The following is a 20,314-nucleotide window of genomic DNA, read 5'->3' as shown; positions in this document are numbered from 1 at the left end:
GCTGCATGTCAGCGGAAAATGCCTTAAAGTTGCTGTCCAACCCCACGCGAGTTGCAGTACTGAAATGGCTAAAAAATCCTGAAGAAGCGTTTGCTGGTTATTCCCAGCTCTATCCCTTCGAACAATATGGCGTCTGCGCCAGCCTCATTCAGGATAAGGCGGGCTTATCGCAGCCCGCCACTTCACTCTGCCTCAAGGTGCTGTATGATGCAGGCCTGATTGAAGCCAGCAAGGTGGGCAAGTGGACCTATTATCGCCGCTGCGAACCGCGTATTGGCGAATTGACCCGTGTCGTCACCCAGTCACTGCAGGAACTCTGATAGTCAGGATTATCACGCCAGTCAGACTGCGCCAGAGTCACGCTGAATTAATCCTGTACGACCACATCACACTCTTCACACCCTGCATTACGTTTCGCACTTATCAACTGTAATAATATCACTCCATCCCCCCACTGAGGCTGCCTGATGAATACCCTATCGTCGCGTGACAACGCACAACTGCTGCGCGAAACGACCAGACAGTTCTGGCTGCACATTGTGCCCATTGTGTGGCTCGCCTTAGGTATTCACATCGTATTTCTCATCCTGTTTATCGTGCTGCAATTTCCCTCCCTTGCAGCGGGTAATGTCGTCAGTATTTTCGTTTATGTGTTCTGCCTGAAGGCGATACGCGCAGGTCGCTATAGTTTTACTGGCATATTGATGAGTGTAGAAATTATTCTGCATGCCCTGCTGGCGACCTGGAAGCTGGGTTGGGACAGCAATTTTTACTTTTACCTGTATTGCCTGATCCCGATTATCGCGTTTAGTTTTCAACATGCACCCGTACCACGTTTAATGCTTAATTTTGCCATCGTTGCCGTTTCGGTGGCTGGGTTTGCGTTACGAGGGCACATGGGGATCAATTCTGGCGTCGGGGGGCAGTTGCTGGAGGTGATCGGCGTCATCAATGTGTTTGCCGCACTTAGCGTGCTGCTGCACTGCACCGCCTTATCCGTGGGCTTCACCCGTTCTGTGCAGTCCAAACTGTTTCACACGGCCAATCGCGATAGCCTGACCAATCTCTACACCCGCCGCCGGGTCATGCAGGAGGTCGGGCAATTATCTGAGTCGGGGCCAACAGCCATCATTTTGCTGGACGTCGATCACTTCAAACAGATTAACGATCGCCTGGGTCACGAATGGGGCGATCTGATCCTCAAACGCGTCGCGGAGGCGATCGGCAGTCATGTGCGCACGACGGATGTGGCTTCGCGTTGGGGGGGCGAAGAATTTCTGATATTGATGCCCCTGACATCGGCGCAAGTGGCAGAGACAGTAGCGGATAAAATCCTGTCGCGCATCCGCAATTGGGCCGGACAGACAGGTGATAAGCCCATTACCGTCACCGCAACCCTGGCCGTGAGCGAAATACGCCCGGCGGAGGATTTTGAAAGCGCTCTGCTACGCGCGGATCAAGCGTTGTACAAAGGGAAGCAGCAGGGGCGTGACCAGGTTATCCTGGCGAGTTGAGTACCCGACAGGATCCGGCCTGGCCCGCGCTATTCCGGCACTAAATCGCCAGCCCCAGCCTGGTGCCCTGGGCAATTGCCCGCCTGGCATCCAGCTCCTCGGCGACATCCGCGCCGCCGATAATATGCGGTTGCTTCCCCTGCGCCATCAGCGCATCGGCTAAACGGCGGTTGGGCTCCTGACCGGCGCAGATCACCACGTTATCGACTGCCAGCAGCTGCGGTTCGCCGTCGCGCAGAATATGCAGCCCGTCATTATCAATACGCAGATAATGCACGCCGCCCCACATCTGCACACCGTGCATTTGCAGGCTGGCGCGGTGGATCCAGCCGGTGGTTTTTGCCAGCCCGGCGCCCGGCTTGCCGGGTTTACGCTGCAGCAGCCAGATGTCACGACGGCTGTGCGGCAGAACCGGGTGCTTCAGGCCCCCGGGCTGCTGCAGGCTGCGGTCGATGCCCCACTGCTGGCAAAATGCGGCGATATCCAGCGCGGTCTGCTCGCCGCTGGCAGCCAGGTACTCCGCCGTATCAAAGCCGATGCCGCCCGCGCCAATAATCGCCACGCGCGGCCCGACCGGTCTTTTATCGCGGATCACGTCGAGATAGCTCAGCACCGAAGGGTGATCGATGCCGGGGATCTGCGGCGTGCGCGGCACGATACCGCTCGCCAGCACCACTTCATCAAACCCGGCCAGATGGTCTGCACGGGCCGTGTGATTCAGCCGCTGGACAACATGGTGCAGCTCCAGCTGGCGGCGATAATAGCGCAGCGTCTCGCTGAACTCCTCTTTACCGGGGATCTGACGCGCAATATTGAACTGGCCGCCAACCTGCGGGCTGGCATCAAACAGCGTCACCCGGTGGCCGCGCTGCGCGGCGTTAACGGCAAACGCCAGCCCGGCTGGCCCGGCACCGACCACCGCAATGCGTTTGATCTGCTGCGCGGGCGTCATCACCAGCTCGGTCTCGTGGCAGGCGCGTGGATTCACCAGGCAGGAGGTCAGCTTGCCGACGAAAATCTGGTCGAGGCAGGCCTGGTTACAGCCAATGCAGGTGTTGATCTCATCGCTTCGCCCCTGCTGCGCTTTCAGCACAAACTCCGCGTCGGCAAGGAACGGCCGCGCCATCGACACCATATCAGCGCAGCCCTCGTCCAGCAGCGCCTGCGCCACGTCCGGGTGATTAATGCGGTTGGTGGTAATCAGCGGGATGCGCAGATGCTGCTTCAGCGTCTGCGTTACCCAGCCAAACGCCGCGCGCGGCACCGAAGTGGCGATGGTCGGAATGCGCGCCTCGTGCCAGCCAATGCCGGTGTTGATCAGCGTCGCACCGGCCTGCTCCACCGCTTTGGCCAGGCGGATGGTCTGCTCCAGCGTGCTGCCCTGTTCCACCAGGTCGAGCATCGACAGGCGGAAGATAATAATAAACGCCTCACCGACGGCGGCGCGCACCGCCCGCAGGATCTCCAGCGCCAGCCGCTGACGGCGGGCTTCATCGCCGCCCCATTCGTCGTCGCGCTGGTTGGTACGCGCCACCAGGAACTGGTTAATCAGATAGCCTTCGGAGGCCATAATCTCCACGCCGTCATAGCCCGCCTGCTGCGCCAGCCGCGCACAGCGGGCGTAATCGGCGATCAGCTGGACAATGTCATCATGGCTTAACGCGCGCGGTGTAAACGGGTTAATCGGCGCCTGCAGTGCGGAAGGGGCGACCAGCGCGGGCTGATAGCTGTAGCGCCCGGCGTGCAGGATCTGCATGGCGATTTTGCCACCCGCCTGATGCACCGCGTCGGTAACTTCGCGGTGATGCGGCAGCTGCGACGCATCGTTGAGCACCGAAGCGCCTCTGCTCACCCCCCCCTCCGGCGAGGGGGCGATGCCGCCGGTAACAATCAGTGCCACCCCGGCACGGGCGCGCTCGGCATAAAAAGCGGCCAGCCGCGCCGCGCCATCCGGGTGCTCTTCCAGCCCGGTATGCATCGAACCCATCAGAAAACGGTTTTTAAGCTGGGTGAATCCCAGGTCGAGGGGGGCAAACAGTGAGACGCTCATCGTCAGCGATTCCTGAAGTGGTCGGATGAGTTCTACTGTAGCGGTGATATGACCGTGACGAAAGTGCAGTTATTGGCTTTGTGATGCGCGCCACTGATTCCCGCTACCCTGAAAGGGCTACCTGCTTCACGTTATGCGTAACATGGGTTTAGTAACATGAATTTTGGTGATCTGATTCACAGTTTTACAAGTTAAACATCTGTCTGATAGGCAGCTGAACTGATACGCATTTAGAGGTACGTCATGAGCACCATCACGCAATCCTGCATGATTAACGGTAAAGAACAGGTTGAAGTCATCAGCCAGCAGGTCAACTACCAGGGCGAAGGCACGCTGGTGCGCATCACGCGCGGCGGCATCTGCGGTTCCGATCTGCACTACTACCAGCACGGTAAAGTCGGCAGTTTTGCGGTGAAGATGCCGATGATCCTCGGCCACGAAGTGATCGGCCAGGTGGTGAAAAGCGATAACCCGGCGCTAAAAGAGGGGCAGAAAGTGGCGGTTAACCCGTCGAAGCCGTGCGGCTGCTGCAAGTATTGCCTGGCGGATGAAGATAACCAGTGCACCACCATGCGCTTCTTCGGCAGCGCGATGTATACCCCGCACGTGGACGGCGGCTTTACCCAGTACAAAGTGGTCGACAGCGCGCAGTGCATCCCCTACGACAACGCCGCCGACGACACCATTATGGTGTTCGCTGAACCGCTGGCGGTGTGCATTCACGCGGCCAACCAGGGCGGCGCGCTGAAAGGCAAAAAAGTGTTTATCTCCGGCGTGGGTCCGATTGGCTGCCTGATTGCCGCCGCGGCGAAAGCCAAAGGCGCGGCGGAGGTGGTCTGTGCCGACGTCAGCGAGCGCTCGCTGGAGATGGCAACCGCCATGGGCGCTACCCGCACCATTCATGCCGCAGACGGCGATTTTGCGTCCTACCTGGCGGATAAGGGCTATTTTGACGTGTCGTTTGAGGCCTCCGGCCATCCCTCCTCGCTGACCCGCTGCCTGGAAGTCACCCGCGCCAAAGGCACGCTGGTGCAGGTCGGTATGGGCGGCGACGTACCGGGCTTCCCGATCATGATGCTGATCGCCAAAGAGATTAATCTGGTCGGCTCTTTCCGCTTCACCACCGAGTTCAATACGGCGGTTGAGTGGCTCGGCAACGGCACGGTTAACCCACTGCCGCTGTTTAGCGGTGCCTATGACTACCAGAATATCGATGCGGCGCTGCAGTTTGCCGGTGACAAGAGCAAAGCCGCCAAAGTGCAGCTAACTTTTTAAGGGATGACCATGACCACACTTTTCTCGCTGGAAAACAAACGCGTGCTGATCACCGGTTCCGCTCGCGGCATCGGCTTTCTGATGGCGAAGGGCCTGTGCGAAGCCGGGGCAGAGGTGATTATCAACGCCACCACGCAACAGGGCGCAGAGAGAGCCGCCGCCGAGCTGCAACAGCAGGGCTTTAAGGCCCACGCGGTGGCCTTTAACGTCACCCAGTCCGCCGAAGTGAACGCGGCGGTAGCGAAGATTGAGAGTGAAATAGGCCCGATTGACGTGCTGGTGAATAACGCCGGGATCCAGCGCCGCCGCCCGTTCCTCGAATTCCCGGAGCAGGACTGGAACGAGGTGATTGCGGTCAACCAGACGGCGGTGTTCCTGGTCTCGCAGGCGGTGGCCCGTCAGATGGTCACGCGCCAGAAAGGTAAAATTATCAACATCGGCTCAATGCAGAGCGAGCTGGGGCGCGACACCATTACGCCGTATGCCGCGTCGAAAGGGGCGGTCACCATGCTGACGCGCGGCATGTGCGTGGAGCTGGCGCGCCACAATATTCAGGTCAACGGCATTGCCCCGGGCTATTTCAAAACCGAAATGACCCAGGCACTGGCGGATGATGAAGCCTTCACCTCCTGGCTGTGCAAGCGCACCCCGGCGGCGCGCTGGGGTAACCCGGAGGAGTTGATCGGGGCGGCGGTGTTCCTGGCATCGAAAGCCTCTGATTTTGTGAACGGCCACTTACTTTTTGTCGATGGTGGCATGCGAGTGGCGGTGTAACAGCTACAACTTATTCACCTGTACCTACCTCTACCTTAAAGGAAGTGCTTTATGCCCATTACAATAATAGCTATTGGCGTAATCCTGCTGTTGGTGCTGATGATCGTCTTCAAGGTCAACGGCTTTATCGCCTTGATATTTGTCTCCGCCGTGGTGGGGATGGCGGAAGGGATGACGCCGCTGGCCGTTATCGCCTCAATCCAGAAGGGGGTTGGCGGCACGCTCGGCAGCCTGGCGCTGATCCTCGGATTCGGGGCGATGCTGGGGAAACTGGTGTCGGACACCGGGGCCGCGCAGCGCGTTGCCACCACGCTGATCGCCTCGTTTGGCAAGCAGCGCGTGCAGTGGGCGCTGATGGTCACCGGGCTGATCGTCGGCCTGGCGATGTTCTATGAAATCGGCTTCGTGCTGCTGCTGCCGCTGGTGTTTACCGTGGTTGCCGCATCGGGTATGCCGATGCTGTACGTTGGCCTGCCGATGGTTGCCGCGCTGTCGGTCACCCACTGCTTCCTGCCGCCGCACCCGGGCCCGACGGCGATCGCCACCATCTTTGGCGCCAATCTCGGCACCACGCTGCTGTACGGCATGATCATCACCATCCCGACGGTGATTATCGCCGGGCCAATCTTCTCTAAATTCCTCAAAGGCTTTGAAAAATCGCCGCCGGAAGGGCTGTATAACCCGAAAATCTTCGAAGACCACGAAATGCCGGGCTTCTGGACCAGCATTTTTGCCGCAGTGATCCCGGTGATCCTGATGGCGGTGGCGGCGGTGTTTGAGCTGACCACGCCGAAAGAGAACGTGCTGCGCCAGTTCTTCGAATTTGTCGGCAACCCGGCGGTGGCGCTGTTTATCTCGGTGGTGATTGCCGTCTTCACCCTCGGCCTGCGGAACGGACGCAAGATGGAAGAGGTGATGGAGATGTGCGGTTCGTCGATTGCCGCCATTGCCATGATCGTCTTTATTATCGCCGGTGGCGGTGCCTTTAAGCAGGTGCTGGTCGACAGCGGCGTGGGCGACTACATCGCCAATATGATGAAAGGCTCGTCGCTGTCTCCGCTGCTGATGTGCTGGACGGTCGCGGCGATGCTGCGTATCGCGCTGGGTTCAGCAACCGTGGCGGCGATTACTACCGCGGGTATCGTCACGCCAATTATCGCTATCACCCACGCCGACCCGGCGCTGATGGTGCTGGCGGTCGGCTCCGGTAGCGTTATCGCCTCCCACGTTAACGACCCGGGCTTCTGGCTGTTCAAAGGTTACTTCAACCTGAGCGTGGTCGAAACGCTGAAAACCTGGACGGTGATGGAAACCCTGATCTCCTTCCTCGGCCTGGCAGGGGTGTTGATCCTGAACGCGATTATTCATTAATCCTGTGCTGTACAGTAGGGGGCGACCGATTTTCTGGTCGCCCCTTTTCACATTTAATCACGGAACCCTGATGCGCGCGCACCGAATCTCCCTGCAGGACATCGCTTCGCTTGCTGGCGTAACCAAAATGACGGTAAGCCGCTATCTGCGCACCCCCGACCGCGTTTCGCCGCAGACCGGGGCGAAAATCGCGCAGATCATCGAAGAGATAAACTACATTCCCAACCGCGCGCCGGAGATGCTGCTCAGTTCGAAAAGCTACACCCTCGGCGTGCTGATCCCCTCGTTTAAAAATCAGATCTTCGCCGACCTGCTGAGCGGCATTGAAGCGGCGACCAAGGAGGGCCGCTACCAGACGCTGATCGCCAACTACAACTACGACAGGCAGACGGAAGAGGAGCAGATCATCAATCTGCTGTCGTACAACATCGACGGCATTCTGCTGAGCGAGAAGGATCACACCCTGCGTGCGGTGAAATATCTGCGTGCGGCGCAGATCCCGATTGTTGAAGTGATGGACACCCAAGGCGGCTGTCTGGATATGCAGGTTGGCTTTAATAACTTCAGCGCGGGCTACGATATGACGCGGGTGCTGCTCGACCAGGGGCGCAGCAATATTATCTACTTTGGCTCGCAGGATGACCGGCGCGATGAGTTTCGCTATCAGGGCTACTGCCAGGCGATGGAGCAGCACGGCGGGGTGGGGCTGCGCATCAATCCAAAGGCGATCTCCTCGCAGAAGCTGGGGGCGGCGATGCTCGCCAGCGCGCTGGAGCGGCATCCCGACCTTGATGCGGTGTTCTGCACCAATGACGATCTGGCGCTCGGTGCGCTGCTGCACTGCCAGCGTCACGGCATTGCGGTGCCGCAGCGTATTGCCATCGCCGGCTTTCACGGGCTGGATATCAGCCGCGAAATGTACCCGACAATGGCGAGCGTCATCACCCCGCGTTATGCGATCGGTTACACCGCCGCGGAGCTGCTGCTAAAAAAAATCGGCGACAGTCATTTTGTCGCCGACTCGGTCGATCTCAGCTATCAGATCTTTATGGGTGAGACCATTTAAGGCTTATCGCCCTGCTGGAAAACCGGTGGCGAGGCCAGTTTGGCCTCCTCGCGCAGCGTATTAACCTGCTTCGCGCTGACGTTTGCCGCCGCCGGGTTACCAAACTGCTGGCTGACAAAATTACTGACGTCGGCCACCTGCTGGTCGCTCAGCTCCGGGGCAAAGGCGGGCATGAAGATCTCGCCTTCGGCCATGTGGCGGCGCACGCCGTTCAGCACTACCGACACCACGTTACGCGCATCGGCCGCGCCGGTGCTGGTGTGGTGGAACAGCGATGGATAGGCATGGAAGCCTTTGCCCGAACCCGCTCCGTCCGCGCCGTGGCAGCTGGCGCAGTTGCCGGCAAACACCACCGCACCCGGCTGCGCATCACGCGTGGCGGCATCCGCACCGCGCAGCGTAATCAGCGCATTCGACGGTTGCCCCCAGCTGTCCCGCGCCCGGGTCTGCTGCTTATCCCCCTGAGGCTTCACGCTCTTGAGATAGGTGGCAATATCCTCAAGATCGCTCTCCGGCAGGTACTGCAGGCTGTGCTCGATAGCTTCCGCCATCGGGCCGGAGGCGCTGGCTTTTCCGGCGACAAAGCCGGTTTTCAGGTAGGTCACCAGCTCCTGCTGACTCCAGTCACCAATCCCGGCCTGCTTATCCGGCGTGATGTTGTACGCCAGCCAGCCGCCCAGATCGCCGCCTGCCAGCGGTTTATCGTTATCCATGCCCATCGTCAGAGTGCGCGGCGTATGGCAGGTGCCGCAGTGCGCCAGCGCCTCAACCAGATAGCGGCCGTTATTCCACTGTGCGCTCTGCTGCGCATCGTTCTGCAGCTCACCCCGATCAAAGTTGAACCACTTCCAGAAGCGCATCCCCCAGCGCTGATTGAACGGGAACGGCAGGTCGGTCTGCGGTGACGCCTGATGCACCGCAGGCATCGACATCAGGTAAGCTTTAATCGCCAGCACATCCTCGCGCTTCATTTTGGTGAAGGAGTCGTAAGGCATCGCCGGGTAGAGCTGCTCGCCATTTTTGCCGATGCCCTCCTGCACTGCCGCGACAAACTGGTCGTCGCTCCAGCTGCCGATGCCGTACTGCTTATCGGAAGAGATGTTACTACCCCAGATCTGGCCAAACGGGGTGCTGACGGCAAAGCCGCCGCCAAACAGCGGGCCGTTGGTGGCGGTATGGCAGGCGGTACAGTCGCCCGCCCGCGCCAGGTACTCGCCGCGCTTGATCAGCGCGCTGTTGTCTGCCGCCTGCGCCGCTGCGCACTGCATCAGGGCCACCGCGATGACGAAGGTGCTTAAAACAATTTTCATCGGGTGCTCCTTACAGGCTGGAAAGAACGGTGTCGGCCATACGCAGTGCCAGCGCGGTTCCGGTCAGCGTTGAGTTCACCGTCGAGGCTGACGGCATGATCCCGGTTCCGGCAATAAACAGGTTCGGGTGATCGTGGGTGCGGCAGTGGCCGTCCACCACGGAATCCTGCGGATTACTGCCCATGATCATGGTGCCGGTAATGTGCTGGTTATTGTCGTAAACGCCGCGCTTGCTGTAGATCGCCTCGCTGCCGCCCATCTCCTTCACCATGCGCTGGAAGTCGATCATCGACTGGTCATAGCCGCGATGCACATATTCCGGGAAGCTGTAGTAGACCTCCAGCCGCGGAATGCCCCAGGCATCCTTTTCGGTTTTGCTGAGCGTGACGCGGTTCTGCGGTTCCGGCAGCATTTCCAGCAGGCACTTCAGCTGGACAAAGCGTTCGGACTGGAAGGCCAGCTTGTCGTTGAGCGCTTTGCCGTAGTAGCCCTGGCGCACCAGCCGTTCGGTGAGGTAGCGCACCGGCGAGGTATTGGCGAGGTCGATGCGCAGCGCCGAGCGCTCGCTGCGGAAATCCCCGTCGCGCAGATTATTGATGCTGCCCGGACGCATTGGCCCGCGGCCAAACCACACCGGCTCATCGGCGTAGAACTCCACCGACGATCCCGGGTGATCCATCAGATTGCGCCCGACCATGCCGGAGCTGTTGGCGATGCCGTCCGGGTAGCGTTCGCTGGTGGAGAGCAGCAGAATTTTCGGGCTTTCAATACCGTTGGCCGTCAGGACAAACTGTTTACCGGTGACGCGATGGCGCACTTTGTTCCGATCGAGGTAGTGCACCGCTTGGATGGTCCCTTTGTCATCAGCTTCAATGCGGAACACCACCGCATTGGCAACGATTTTCACCCCGGCATCCAGCGCCTTACGCGCCGAAATACCGCCGTGATACTGCGCATCGATCGGGCAGACCGGCATACAGTTATTGTTGCCGCAGCAGGCTGGGCGGCCATCGTAAGCGATGCTATTGCGCGCCTGCGGGCCAATACCCACCTCATAGCCCAGCGGGCCGAGGCGCTGCCTGAGGCGTTCGAAGCCGTACGGCAGCGGAATGCCGGGCAGCGGGTAGGGGCGCGAACGCGGCGACGCCAGATCGCTGTCGCCGGAGACGCCCATCTGGTATTCGGCGTCGCAGTAGTACGGCTCCAGTTCGGCGTAGCTGATGGGCCAGTCGCGCCCGATGCCGTACAGAGAGTGGATGCGCATATCGTTCGGCAGCAGGCGAAATGCCTGGCCTGCCCAGTGCCAGGTGGTACCGCCGATGCCGCGCAGGTACTGGGCGCGATAGGGGTCCGGCCCTTTCTGGATCAGGTAGTTATTATCGGCAGGAATAAACTTCGGCTGCGGTGCCCACGGCTGCGGCGGGAAGGGTTCGGTAAAGTCGCCTTTAAACGGCGAGTTGCGAAAATACTCCACCGCTTCGTCGCGCTTAATCTCCGGCCCGGACTCCAGCATCAGCACCGAAGCGCCCGCTTTGGCCATCTTCAGTGCCGCCAGCGAACCGGCAATCCCGGCACCAATCACCACCACATCGGCGCTTAATGAATCAGACATGTGCTCTCCTTGCTGGCGGCTGCGTCCAGAAATCAGGTTGCCCCGGCGCATAGCTCGGCGGTAACAGGGAATCGCGAACCAGCCGATAGCTGGCAATATTTTCAAAGGCAATACACTGCGGGCGCGGCAGCGGGCCGACCACGCCGAGATACCAGCCGGAAACCAGCGCCTGATAGAGGTCGTTCAGCGCTTTAGGCTGCGCCGCCAGCAGCGTTAACAGGGCGCTGCCGTTGGCGTCAGGCTGCTGTTGCAGCAGCGTGTTGAGCGTATCCAGCTGGCTGTCCAACAGGGGGAAATGGTCATGCAGCCAGCTGTACAGGCGCTGGGACAGCAGGGCATCCGGCTGATCAAAAGCGGTCAGCCTGACGGAGATGGCGCGAAAACTGGCGGACGGTGCCACCGCAGCGGCCAGCGGAGGGCTGGCAAAGGCCAGGCTGGCGGGCAGCACCTGAGCCAGGACGCCAGCCACCAGCAGGCCCGCCGTGCCGGTCAGTAACCGGCGGCGTGAGAGAGTTATCATCAGAATTCCCCTGGCGTTATTTCAGTGCCTGAGCGGCAGCCTCTGAAGCCTGATTGTCCAGCTCCTGTTTCGGCGTGCTGACGCCGACGGCGCCGACCACTTCATCCTGCAGAGCCAGCGGATAACCGCCGCCGAGTGCGATGGCATGCGGGATAGCCAGCACGGTGGTTTCGCCACTCTGCAAGCGCTGCATAAATTTCAGCGAGGGGGCGTGATACAGCGCGGAGGTGCGCGCTTTACCGATTGCCGCATCGACACAGCCCGGCGAGGCGCCATCCAGGCGCTGGAAGGCAAGCAGCGTGCCGCTGGCATCCACCACGGCGACGCAGCCGGTGCTGTGCTGCGCGCTGATACTGTTTTTCACGCTGGCGATCACCTGGTCAGCGTGAGAGGCGTCCAGCTGCGCCGCTGCGGCCTGGCCAATGCCAGCCGCCAGGAGTAGGGAGAGGGTTACAGATGCTCTAAGTTTCATACATTGCTTCCTGATATCCATTCACCGGTGAGCGCACTGGCCCCGGTATTTATTTTTTTCAGACGACCATCTCGTCGCCGTTACGCTACGCCGTTGCCCATAGCCAGGCAACGCGCGATAAACAAAACTCATGCCTCTATCCACATAACTCATTGTGCTGGATAGATCTTATCCAGCGTCTCCTGCCAGACAAACGGAGTGAGCTGCTGATACTCCAGCGATCGCGCCTGCAGTGCGTCCACCAGCCCCTGCTGGGTTGTGAAGATGGCCGCGCTCATGGCGGGTGGAACCCCGACGTCGCGCAGGGTTTTCACCACTTCCTGCATCTCTTCGGCGCGGCGCTGGCCGTGCTCCGCCACGCGGCTAATCAGGTAGTGCGGCAGCTGTCCATCCCAGCCGAGCGAAGGGAAGCTGGCGTGCAGTGAGTCGAGCACCGCCTGCTCGACGCCGTACTGCCGCGCCGCGCTCAGACACTCAGTGGTCAGGGCTTCCAGCCCTTTGATCATGATGCTGCGGCACATCTTAATGGCCGAAGCTTCCCCCACTTCGCTGCCCAGCAGCCGGCTGTTAAGACCGAGCTGCAGCAGCAGGGCATTAACTGCCTCAGCCTGAATTCCGCCGACCAGCAGCGGCGTGGCAAGGCGTTTTGGCGGCACCGGGGCCATCACGGCGACGTCGATATAGCTGGCCCCGTGCGCACCCACCGCGTCGGCCGCCGCGCGTTTGGTATGCGGGGCCACCGAATTCAGATCGAGGAAGTGCTGCCCGGCCTTGAGCAGCGGCGCGGCCTGCTGCGCCACGCCCAGCGCCTGGGATGCGGTGACCGTGGAGAAGACCAGCGTGGCGCTCTGCAACGCCTCAGCCAGCGAGGGCGCCAGCCGCACGCCGCTCTGCAGCGCTTTTTCCCGCAGCGCGGGCAGGCTCTGCGCCTCCAGCGCTTTACGGTCCCACACCGTCAGCACATGGCCCTGCGCCTGTAAGTCACGGGCCAGGATGCCGCCCGCTTCGCCAAAACCGATAAAGGTGATGTTCATAACGCTACTCCTTGCTCAGCGGCCAGACAGCCGCAGGGATGAGGACTTCCCCGGCAAAAATGGCGCGCGCGGTGCGCAGTAGCCCGCAGCCCGCCAGCGGATTATCGCCAGCGCGCTGCAGCAGCACGCTGAACTCACCGCTGGGATGCTCCACGCTCAGGCGCTGCTGGGGGGCGTTGCTGATGCGCGCCAGCCCGTCAGCAACGCTGCCCGGGATCAGGCAGGCGCTGGCGACGCTGACCGCGCCGAGCACGCCAATCGACGCGTGACAGCGGTGCGGAATAAAGGTGCGCGAGCTGACAGCACCGCCGTGGCGCGCCTCGGCCAGCAGGGTGACTTTCGGCACCGTACGCTGGCTGACGTCGCCCAGATTCATGCGCGGCCCGGCCTGCAGGCGAATCGACTCCAGCCGCTGCTTCAGCTCGCTGTCGTTATCCAACTGCTCACGGCTCTCATAGCCGCTGCGGCCCACATCCGCAGCGCGCAGCAGCACCACCGGCATGCCGTTATCGATACAGGTGACGTCGACGTCGTCAAAGCGATCGCGCGGCTGGCCGGTCGGCAACAGCGCCCCGCAGCTCGATCCGGCAATCTCTTCGAAGGTAAGGGCGATCTCGCCCGCGGTGCCTGGTACGCCATCGATGCGCAGATCGCCGTCATAGTCGACCTCGCCGCCTGGGGTGGCGAATTCCGCCTCGGCAATCTGCCCGGTGTTTTGCATGAAGATGCGCACGCGGGTACGCTCACTGCCCGCCGTCACCAGCCCACGCTCAACGGCGAATGGCCCCACGGCGGCGAGAATATTGCCGCAGTTCTGCCCGTAATCAACGTAAGGCCGATCGACGTTGACCTGGGCAAACAGGTAGTCGACATCCGCATCGTCACGGCGGGAAGCGCTGACGATCGCCACTTTGCTGGTGAGCGGATCGGCGCCGCCCAGACCGTCTATCTGGCGGATATCGGGCGAGCCCATGACCGCCAGCAGCACCCGGTCGCGCACGGAGGGATCCGATGGCAGATCGTCTGCCAGGAAGCAGGCGGCTTTTGAGGTGCCGCCGCGCATCAGTAAACAGGGGATGCGGCGCTGGCGCATGGGTTACTCCTCCAGTTGCTCAAGCGTGTCGACATAGCGCAGCCCTTTTTCCGCCAGGCGCGGGCGCATCTGATAGATATCCAGCCCCAGCTCGCCTGCCGCCATGCGGTCGCGCTTGCTCTCTTCCAGCGCTTCGCGCTGCTGCGCTTTTTCCGCCACGCTGGCGGCTTCGCGGCGCGCTACCACCACCACGCCGTCGTCATCGGCGACGATCACATCTCCGGGCCAGATCGGCTGCCCGGCGCACACCAGCGGCACATTGACCGAGCCGAGCGTCTCTTTCACGGTGCCCTGCGCATACACGGCCCGCGACCAGACGGCAAAGCCCATGGCGCGCAGCGTGCGGGTATCACGCACGCCAAGGTCTGCCACCAGCCCGCGCACGCCGCGTGACTGCAATGAGGTCGCCAGCAGATCGCCGAAGTAGCCGTCGCTGCACGGAGAGGTGGGCGCAACCACCAGCACGTCCCCCGGCTGGCAGAGTTCTACCGCCACGTGGAACATCCAGTTGTCACCCGGTGCCACCAGCACGGTGACTGCACTCCCGGCGATGCCGCAGTCCTGCTGGATGGGGCGGATGGCCGGGTCCAGCAACCCTTTTCGCCCCTGGGCCTCATGGACGGTGGCGACGCCGGAGCGGGCCAGCGCGTCAATGTCGCTGCTGGCTGCGCGTGGGATCTGGCGCACGACGACGCCCTTTTTACCGATGATGCTCATGCCAGATCCTCCGTCACGCGTGGGAAGATACTCTGGTAGCCTTCGCCGTATACGATGTCGCGGCTGCTGGTAATCCCGACGTTACGCTTGGCCTGCACGCCGCGCTGCTGCGCCACCCGCGTGTAGTATTCCCACAGATGTTCCTGCCCGGCCATGCACTGGATGGCCTGATATTTTTTGTCCCACACCGTGGTGATATCCAGCAGCACGTCCGGCTTCCAGCTGCACTGTTCAGGCTGATGCGGTTCAAAGCAGTAGACCGGCGGTGCCCCGATGATCTTCTCGCCCGGGCGGTAACCTTCGGCCTGGGCGATGATGCGCGCTTCCTGCGCCAGATGCGTGGCCATCGGATGGTCATAGTTGTACGGGTCCTGCAGCGAGTGCGTCAGCACAAAGTGCGGCTGCACGCGGCGATAGACGTCCGCCAGACGGAACAGCGTCTCTTTATCGGGGCGCAGCGGGTAGTCGCCGAGATCGAAAAATTCGATGCTGGCGCCGAGGATCTCCGCTGCGGCCTGCGCTTCGCTGCGGCGGGCCGCCTTCACTTTGGCCTCGCTCATCTCACCCTTGCGCCACAGCTTGGCCGATTCGCCACGCTCGCCAAATGAGAGGCAGACCACGTGGACGTCATAGCCCCGGGCATGGTGCAGAGCGATGGCCCCACCCGCGCGCCAGACGAAATCTGCCGAGTGGGCGCTAACCACCAGCGCGGTTTTTTTTGGGGTGTTCTCAGTCATGGCACTTCCTCCGCTGTTTTTTTCCATGCTGTCACCGCCGGCGCGGTGGCGATAATTCATTTGATTGCAGCGGGTATGCGTTTTATTTATATTGCAACTTCGGACGGTGGCGAAAACAGGCAGGGAATCAGAGTGGAAAATGCAACGCAGGAACTGACAAACCTGATGCAAATCAGAGCATTCAGTCAGGTGGTCGCCCAGGGGAGTGTCTCCCGTGCTGCGGATGAATTATTTCGCACCCAGTCGGCAATAACCCGTGCAATTCGCGATCTCGAACTCACTTTAGGCGTGACGTTATTTGAGCGTCACGCCGGGGGAATGATGCTGACCGACCTCGGCAAATGCGTGCTGCCGCGCGCGCTACGGGCAATTGATGAACTGCATCAGGTGCCGCAGCGGCTGGCAAAACTGCACGGGCGCGCGGGGTTGCGCAGCGACGCGGAGCCGCTGTGGTTATTCAACGTGCGTCGCCTGCAAATTTTTATCACCCTGTGCCAGACGCGGCATATGCAGACAGTGGCAGCCCGGCTCGGGCTGAGCCAGCCAGCGGTGAGTGCAGCGCTGCGCGTGCTGGAAAACGGCGCGGGCGTCGCACTGCTGGAGCGCACCCCACACGGCATGATGCCGTCGCTGGCCGGGCGTGAAATAGAGCCTAACGTGCGGCGAGCGCTGAATGAACTGCGCCATATTCCGGCTGATATCGCCGCCCGCAGCGGGGTGCTGGAGGGGACGGTGCGGGTCGGTGCTCTGCCGCTGGGGCGCACGCGCATTCTGCCGCAGGCGATTGTGATGCTGACGGCGCGCTACCCTGGCGTGCGGGTGGTGACCAGCGAAAGCGCGTTTGGCGTGCTGGCCTCTGAGATGCGCTCCGGCGATATCGATTTTATCTTTGGGGCATTGCGGCGTGATGAAGAGGCGCTCGACGTGACGCGTGAAACGCTGTTTTCCGAGCGCATGGTGCTGCTGGCGCGCCACGATCATCCGCTGGTGGGGCGTGACATCTCCAGCGCCGATCTGCGGGCGGCGCGCTGGGTGCTGCCGCGTTCGGCAACGCCTGCCCGCCATCTGCTGGACAACAGCTTTCAGGCAATGGGCATCCCGGCACCTAATCCGGTGGTGGAAACCGGCGATCTGGCGCTGGTGCGCGGGCTGCTGATGCAGTCTGATATGCTGGCGGCGGTCTCCGCGCATCAGCTGGAAGTTGAGCTGGCCTCCGGCGCGCTGGTGGCGCTGCCGGTACCGCTGCCGGATACCGAGCGCGCCATCGGGCTGACGGTGCGCGCCGGCTGCCTGCACTCCCCGGCAGCCGATGCGCTAATCCGCTGTCTGCGCGAGGTGTGTGCACCCTGAATTAGCCCTCCCTCTGACCGGTTAGCGCACGTTGAGCGAACGAAGTCGGGGATATTTCATGGGCAGCCGCGACATGCTTAAATCACAATCCGCCTGACTTATAATTTCTCGCCGCCGGCGCGCCGTTGCTGGCCGGCGTTTTACGACCGATAGTCTCCATGCGTACCTGGAACGGTGGGAACGGCATCTCCAGCCCGTGCTCATGATAACCGCGCAGGATCAGCTGATGCAGCTCATGGCGCAGCGGCATGCGGTGCCCCATTTCAGCGGCGTGAATACGCAGCTCAAACAGCTGAATACCCTGCTGTAAATCCACCAGGAACGCTTCCGGCTGCGGCGTATCGAGCACATAACTGCAGCGCTGTGCCGCGGTCAGCAGCACGTTGGTGACCTCTTCACTGTTGGCTTCTGCCGCAGCGGGTATGGTCAGCACCACGCGCGTCACCGGATCGGTCAGCGACCAGTTGATAAACTGCTCGGTGATGAAGGCCTTGTTCGGCACGATAATCTCTTTGCGATCCCAGTCGGTAATCGTGGTCGCACGCGTATTGATGCGCGTGATGCTGCCGGTGAGGTCGCGGATAGTGACGGTATCGCCGATGCGGATCGGTTTCTCAAACAGGATGATCAGGCCGGAGATAAAGTTGGCGAAAATCTCCTGCAAACCAAACCCTAACCCGACCCCTAAGGCCGCCACCAGCCACTGCAGCTTCGACCAGTCGACGCCGAGCATGGAGAAGCCGCTCAGCCCGCCAATCAGGATCAGCAGATACTTGGTGATGGTGGTGACGGCATACCCGGTACCCGGCGTCAGGCTGAGGTGCTGCAACAGCGCCAGCTCCAGCAGGGCAGGCATATTGCGCACCAGCTGGGTGGTGATAATCAACACCAGCACGGCGATCAGCACCGATCCGAGGGTGATCGGCTGCAGGTTCTCCACCCCCTGCACGGTGGTGCTGACATCCCACAGGCGGATGTTTTCGAGGAAGCCGAAGGCAGAGTGGATCTCCGACCACAGCACGATCACCGACACCAGCGCGATCAGCGTCAGGATCGAGCGCACCAGCCGCAGCGACTGTGCGCTGATGGCATCAAGGTCGATCACCGGCTCTTCCACATCGATATTATCGGCAGCGGTTTGCTGCGCAGTCAGCTCCTCTTCACTGCGTGCACGCTGTGCCAGAATCTCGGCGCGGCGCTGACGGGCGCGATCAAAGGCGATGCGGCGGCGCTGGATCAGCATCCAGCGGCGGATAATGTGGTAAATCACCAGCAGCAGGAACCAGATCGCCACCGAAGTTTCCAGCCTGGCCAGCAGCGCCTGGGCGGTGGCCAGATAGCCGATGCAGGAAGCCAGCGCCGCCAGCAGCGGAATGGCGATCATCGCGTTCCACAGCACGTTATTAATAAAATTCTCGCCGTTACCCTCTTTATCCAGGTGCAGCGGAATACCGGCGCGTTTCAGGCTGACGGTCACCATGCTCAGAGCGCCACAGATCAGGATAAAGCACAGGCGACCGAGGGTGGCCGAAAATTCGCGGTCTTCGAGGTTATCAAAGGCGATCAGCAGCATGATCAGCGGCACCACCAGCCCGATGCACAGCGTGTAAAAGCGCATCGCACGCGCCACGCGCGCCTGCGGCCAGCGGAAATGAACGATAAACAGCCCCTGAGAGCGGGCGAAGCTGTTGCTGATCATAAACGCCCACAGCAGCGGCACGCTGGCGGTGACGCCATCGCCAATCGCCACGGCAATCGGATAGGGCCAGGCGTGCTGTAAACCGTAGCCGAGCGCGGCCCACAGCACCGGCAGCGGCAATGCCACCAGTATTGACCAGAATACGGTGCGCATCGTCAGGCTGAAATGGTCCTGCGTGACTTTGCCGACTTTGCTGGAGGCACGTTCAAGGAAGCGGCGGAAGTGGCGGCGCGAGCTGATGCTAAAGCCGACCAGCAGGATCGCGCCGATGATCGGCAGCACGGTTTCACGGCTGGTGACCATCATCACCATCGCCCCGCCGAGCTGGCCGAGGGTATCCAGCGACAGCAGGCGTTGCAGATCGCGCGCTAAATCAAGCGGATAGCTGAAGCTCAGCGCGCTGACGTCGGCGGTCCAGAACAGATAGCGGTGGGTGGCTTCTTTGACTTCGTTCAGCGCATCCACCAGCTGGCTGTTGCCCACTTTCAGCTTGGTGACTTCCAGAATCAGGTTATCGCAGCCGGAGAGCAGGGAGGTCAGCAGCTCACGCTGGGTTTTCAGCTGCGCCTCGAGGATGCGTTTCTGCTCGTTGGTCAGGTTACTGTTATCGTCCTGACGCAGCTGGCGCAGCGACTGCTGGCGCTCCAGCAGATCTTCATAGTGCAGGCGCTGCACGCGCAGCTGGGCCATTTCACTGTCGAGCTGCTGTGGTTTAGGCATATCCGGCAGGCGTGATACCTGAGCGCGCAGCGCTTCCCCCAGCACGTTCGAGACGCCGAGCCACTGTGATTGCTCACGGATGGTGCTCAGCGCCTGGCGCACCTGAATCGTCTGGTTAGCGGCGGTGCGCTGCTGCGAGGCCACCAGATCCATGCGCTGCGCCTGCTGGTTCAGCGCGGCGGAGAGCTCGCGGTTGACGCGGAACTGATCGGTGATACCTTTGGGCATGTCGCCGCTGTTTTCCGCCAGCTGTTCGGTGCGCGCCAGCGCCATTTCCGCTTCACGCTGACGCAGGCCGTTGAGCTGATTGCGCAGGTCCTGCAGGTAGGCATCCAGCTCGGCGGACTTGCGCTGGTGGACTTCCGCGCGCATACGCGCCAGCTCCTGACGATTGTTGGCCGACAGCTGCGCCAGCTCCAGCTCGTCAACGCGGGCCTTCTGCGCGGCGGACTCCGCCTGGCGCTGTGCCAGCTGAGCCTGGCCGAGCGGGGTGGTGGCAGCGGGCTGCCCCTGCAGGCGGCGTTCGATTTCATTGAGCGCGCGGCGCGCTTCGGTCTGCTGCTGCGGCAGCTGGGAAAGGGAGTCACTGATTTCGCGCGCGCGGTCCTGCTCCTGCTGCGCCTGGCGGCTCTCTTCCAGCAGCTGACTGCTGACCTGTAGGATCTCCTGATCGAGATCGGCCGCGCTCATATTGCTGCGCAGCGTTCTGCTGCTGTCGGTCAGATTGACGATTTGCTGGCGCAGTTCGCGCGAGAGCTTAGGGAAGTCATCAATAACCTGCTGGTAATCGTTTGAGCGCTGAAGGGACTCCTCGCGCTCATCCAGCCAGTTAATCGTGCCCTGCAGGGCGGCGACAAGTTCCGCCTGATTCGCGGTGGTTTTGTCTGACTTTGCCTCATCAAGTTCCTGTTTGATCTGCGCGGCATCCGGTGCGCTGGCGGCATAAACCGGCTGGAGCAAGCTCCAGCCTAACAAAAGCGTGAGGATCAGGCGTGACATG

Annotated in this window: 17 protein-coding genes; 7 read left to right on the top strand and 10 right to left on the bottom strand. The window is 61.5% G+C overall.

Features of this window, described 5'->3' with window-relative positions:
- Nucleotides 1–5: 5 nt before the first annotated feature.
- A complete protein-coding gene (locus ID864_RS06510) occupies nucleotides 6–320 on the top strand; it encodes an ArsR/SmtB family transcription factor (protein ID WP_191149586.1) in 315 nt (104 codons plus the stop codon).
- 147 nt (nucleotides 321–467) lie between these two features.
- The gene (locus tag ID864_RS06505; protein WP_099753558.1) at nucleotides 468–1,514 is read left to right on the top strand and encodes a diguanylate cyclase; all 1,047 of its coding nucleotides are present in this window, start codon (nucleotides 468–470) and stop codon (nucleotides 1,512–1,514) included.
- Nucleotides 1,515–1,554: 40 nt separating this feature from the next.
- On the opposite strand, the gene ID864_RS06500 is transcribed toward ID864_RS06505, so the two are convergent.
- Nucleotides 1,555–3,564 carry an NADPH-dependent 2,4-dienoyl-CoA reductase gene (locus tag ID864_RS06500; RefSeq protein ID WP_191149585.1) on the bottom strand — a complete coding sequence of 670 codons (2,010 nt, stop codon included), beginning with the start codon at nucleotides 3,562–3,564 and terminating at the stop codon, nucleotides 1,555–1,557.
- Nucleotides 3,565–3,807: 243 nt separating this feature from the next.
- On the opposite strand from ID864_RS06500, the gene idnD reads away from it, so the two are divergent.
- The 4 genes from idnD (at nucleotide 3,808) to idnR (ending at nucleotide 8,050) form a co-directional block, all read left to right on the top strand.
- Entirely contained in the window at nucleotides 3,808–4,839 is a 1,032-nt protein-coding gene (gene idnD / locus ID864_RS06495; RefSeq protein ID WP_191149584.1) for an L-idonate 5-dehydrogenase, read from the top strand.
- Between the two features lie 9 nt (nucleotides 4,840–4,848).
- On the top strand, nucleotides 4,849–5,613 hold the full coding sequence (gene idnO / locus ID864_RS06490) for a gluconate 5-dehydrogenase (protein WP_048917422.1): 765 nt from the start codon (nucleotides 4,849–4,851) through the stop codon (nucleotides 5,611–5,613).
- Nucleotides 5,614–5,664: 51 nt separating this feature from the next.
- On the top strand, nucleotides 5,665–6,984 hold the full coding sequence (locus ID864_RS06485; protein ID WP_048917421.1) for a gluconate:H+ symporter: 1,320 nt from the start codon (nucleotides 5,665–5,667) through the stop codon (nucleotides 6,982–6,984).
- 70 nt (nucleotides 6,985–7,054) lie between these two features.
- On the top strand, nucleotides 7,055–8,050 hold the full coding sequence (idnR, locus tag ID864_RS06480; RefSeq protein WP_048917420.1) for a DNA-binding transcriptional regulator IdnR: 996 nt from the start codon (nucleotides 7,055–7,057) through the stop codon (nucleotides 8,048–8,050).
- Here the strand turns inward: idnR and ID864_RS06475 are convergent.
- From ID864_RS06475 to galB, 8 genes are all read right to left on the bottom strand, one after another.
- A complete protein-coding gene (locus ID864_RS06475) occupies nucleotides 8,047–9,318 on the bottom strand; it encodes a cytochrome c (RefSeq protein WP_224750440.1) in 1,272 nt (423 codons plus the stop codon). The two genes, idnR and ID864_RS06475, sit on opposite strands and share 4 nt — an antisense overlap.
- Before the next feature lie 52 nt (nucleotides 9,319–9,370).
- Nucleotides 9,371–10,972, bottom strand: coding sequence for a GMC family oxidoreductase (locus ID864_RS06470; protein WP_048917418.1), 1,602 nt, complete (start codon nucleotides 10,970–10,972; stop codon nucleotides 9,371–9,373).
- Nucleotides 10,965–11,492: a sugar dehydrogenase complex small subunit gene (locus ID864_RS06465; protein ID WP_048917417.1), complete on the bottom strand. Its 528-nt coding sequence runs from the start codon at nucleotides 11,490–11,492 to the stop codon at nucleotides 10,965–10,967. The genes ID864_RS06470 and ID864_RS06465 overlap by 8 nt, the downstream gene beginning before the upstream one ends.
- Before the next feature lie 16 nt (nucleotides 11,493–11,508).
- Nucleotides 11,509–11,964 carry a GlcG/HbpS family heme-binding protein gene (locus tag ID864_RS06460; protein ID WP_099753553.1) on the bottom strand — a complete coding sequence of 152 codons (456 nt, stop codon included), beginning with the start codon at nucleotides 11,962–11,964 and terminating at the stop codon, nucleotides 11,509–11,511.
- A 149-nt stretch (nucleotides 11,965–12,113) separates the two neighbouring features.
- Complete coding sequence (locus ID864_RS06455; protein ID WP_191149583.1) at nucleotides 12,114–12,998, bottom strand: NAD(P)-dependent oxidoreductase; 885 nt, start codon at nucleotides 12,996–12,998, stop codon at nucleotides 12,114–12,116.
- Between the two features lie 4 nt (nucleotides 12,999–13,002).
- The gene (locus ID864_RS06450; protein ID WP_191149582.1) at nucleotides 13,003–14,091 is read right to left on the bottom strand and encodes a 4-oxalomesaconate tautomerase; all 1,089 of its coding nucleotides are present in this window, start codon (nucleotides 14,089–14,091) and stop codon (nucleotides 13,003–13,005) included.
- Between the two features lie 3 nt (nucleotides 14,092–14,094).
- Nucleotides 14,095–14,808, bottom strand: a complete 714-nt coding sequence (locus ID864_RS06445) for a 4-carboxy-4-hydroxy-2-oxoadipate aldolase/oxaloacetate decarboxylase (protein WP_048917414.1) — start codon at nucleotides 14,806–14,808, stop codon at nucleotides 14,095–14,097.
- A complete protein-coding gene (gene galB, locus ID864_RS06440) occupies nucleotides 14,805–15,545 on the bottom strand; it encodes a 4-oxalmesaconate hydratase (RefSeq protein ID WP_048917434.1) in 741 nt (246 codons plus the stop codon). The genes ID864_RS06445 and galB overlap by 4 nt, the downstream gene beginning before the upstream one ends.
- Nucleotides 15,546–15,710: 165 nt before the next feature.
- On the opposite strand from galB, the gene ID864_RS06435 reads away from it, so the two are divergent.
- Nucleotides 15,711–16,895, top strand: coding sequence for a LysR family transcriptional regulator (locus tag ID864_RS06435; protein WP_048917433.1), 1,185 nt, complete (start codon nucleotides 15,711–15,713; stop codon nucleotides 16,893–16,895).
- Between the two features lie 82 nt (nucleotides 16,896–16,977).
- Here ID864_RS06435 and mscM read toward each other — a convergent pair whose 3' ends face one another.
- Entirely contained in the window at nucleotides 16,978–20,313 is a 3,336-nt protein-coding gene (mscM, locus tag ID864_RS06430; protein WP_048917413.1) for a miniconductance mechanosensitive channel MscM, read from the bottom strand.
- Nucleotide 20,314 lies beyond the last annotated feature (1 nt).

Origin of the sequence: Erwinia aphidicola, from assembly GCF_014773485.1 — a bacterium.
Classification (GTDB): domain Bacteria; phylum Pseudomonadota; class Gammaproteobacteria; order Enterobacterales; family Enterobacteriaceae; genus Erwinia; species Erwinia aphidicola.
This window is presented reverse-complemented; position numbering and strand designations above follow the sequence as displayed.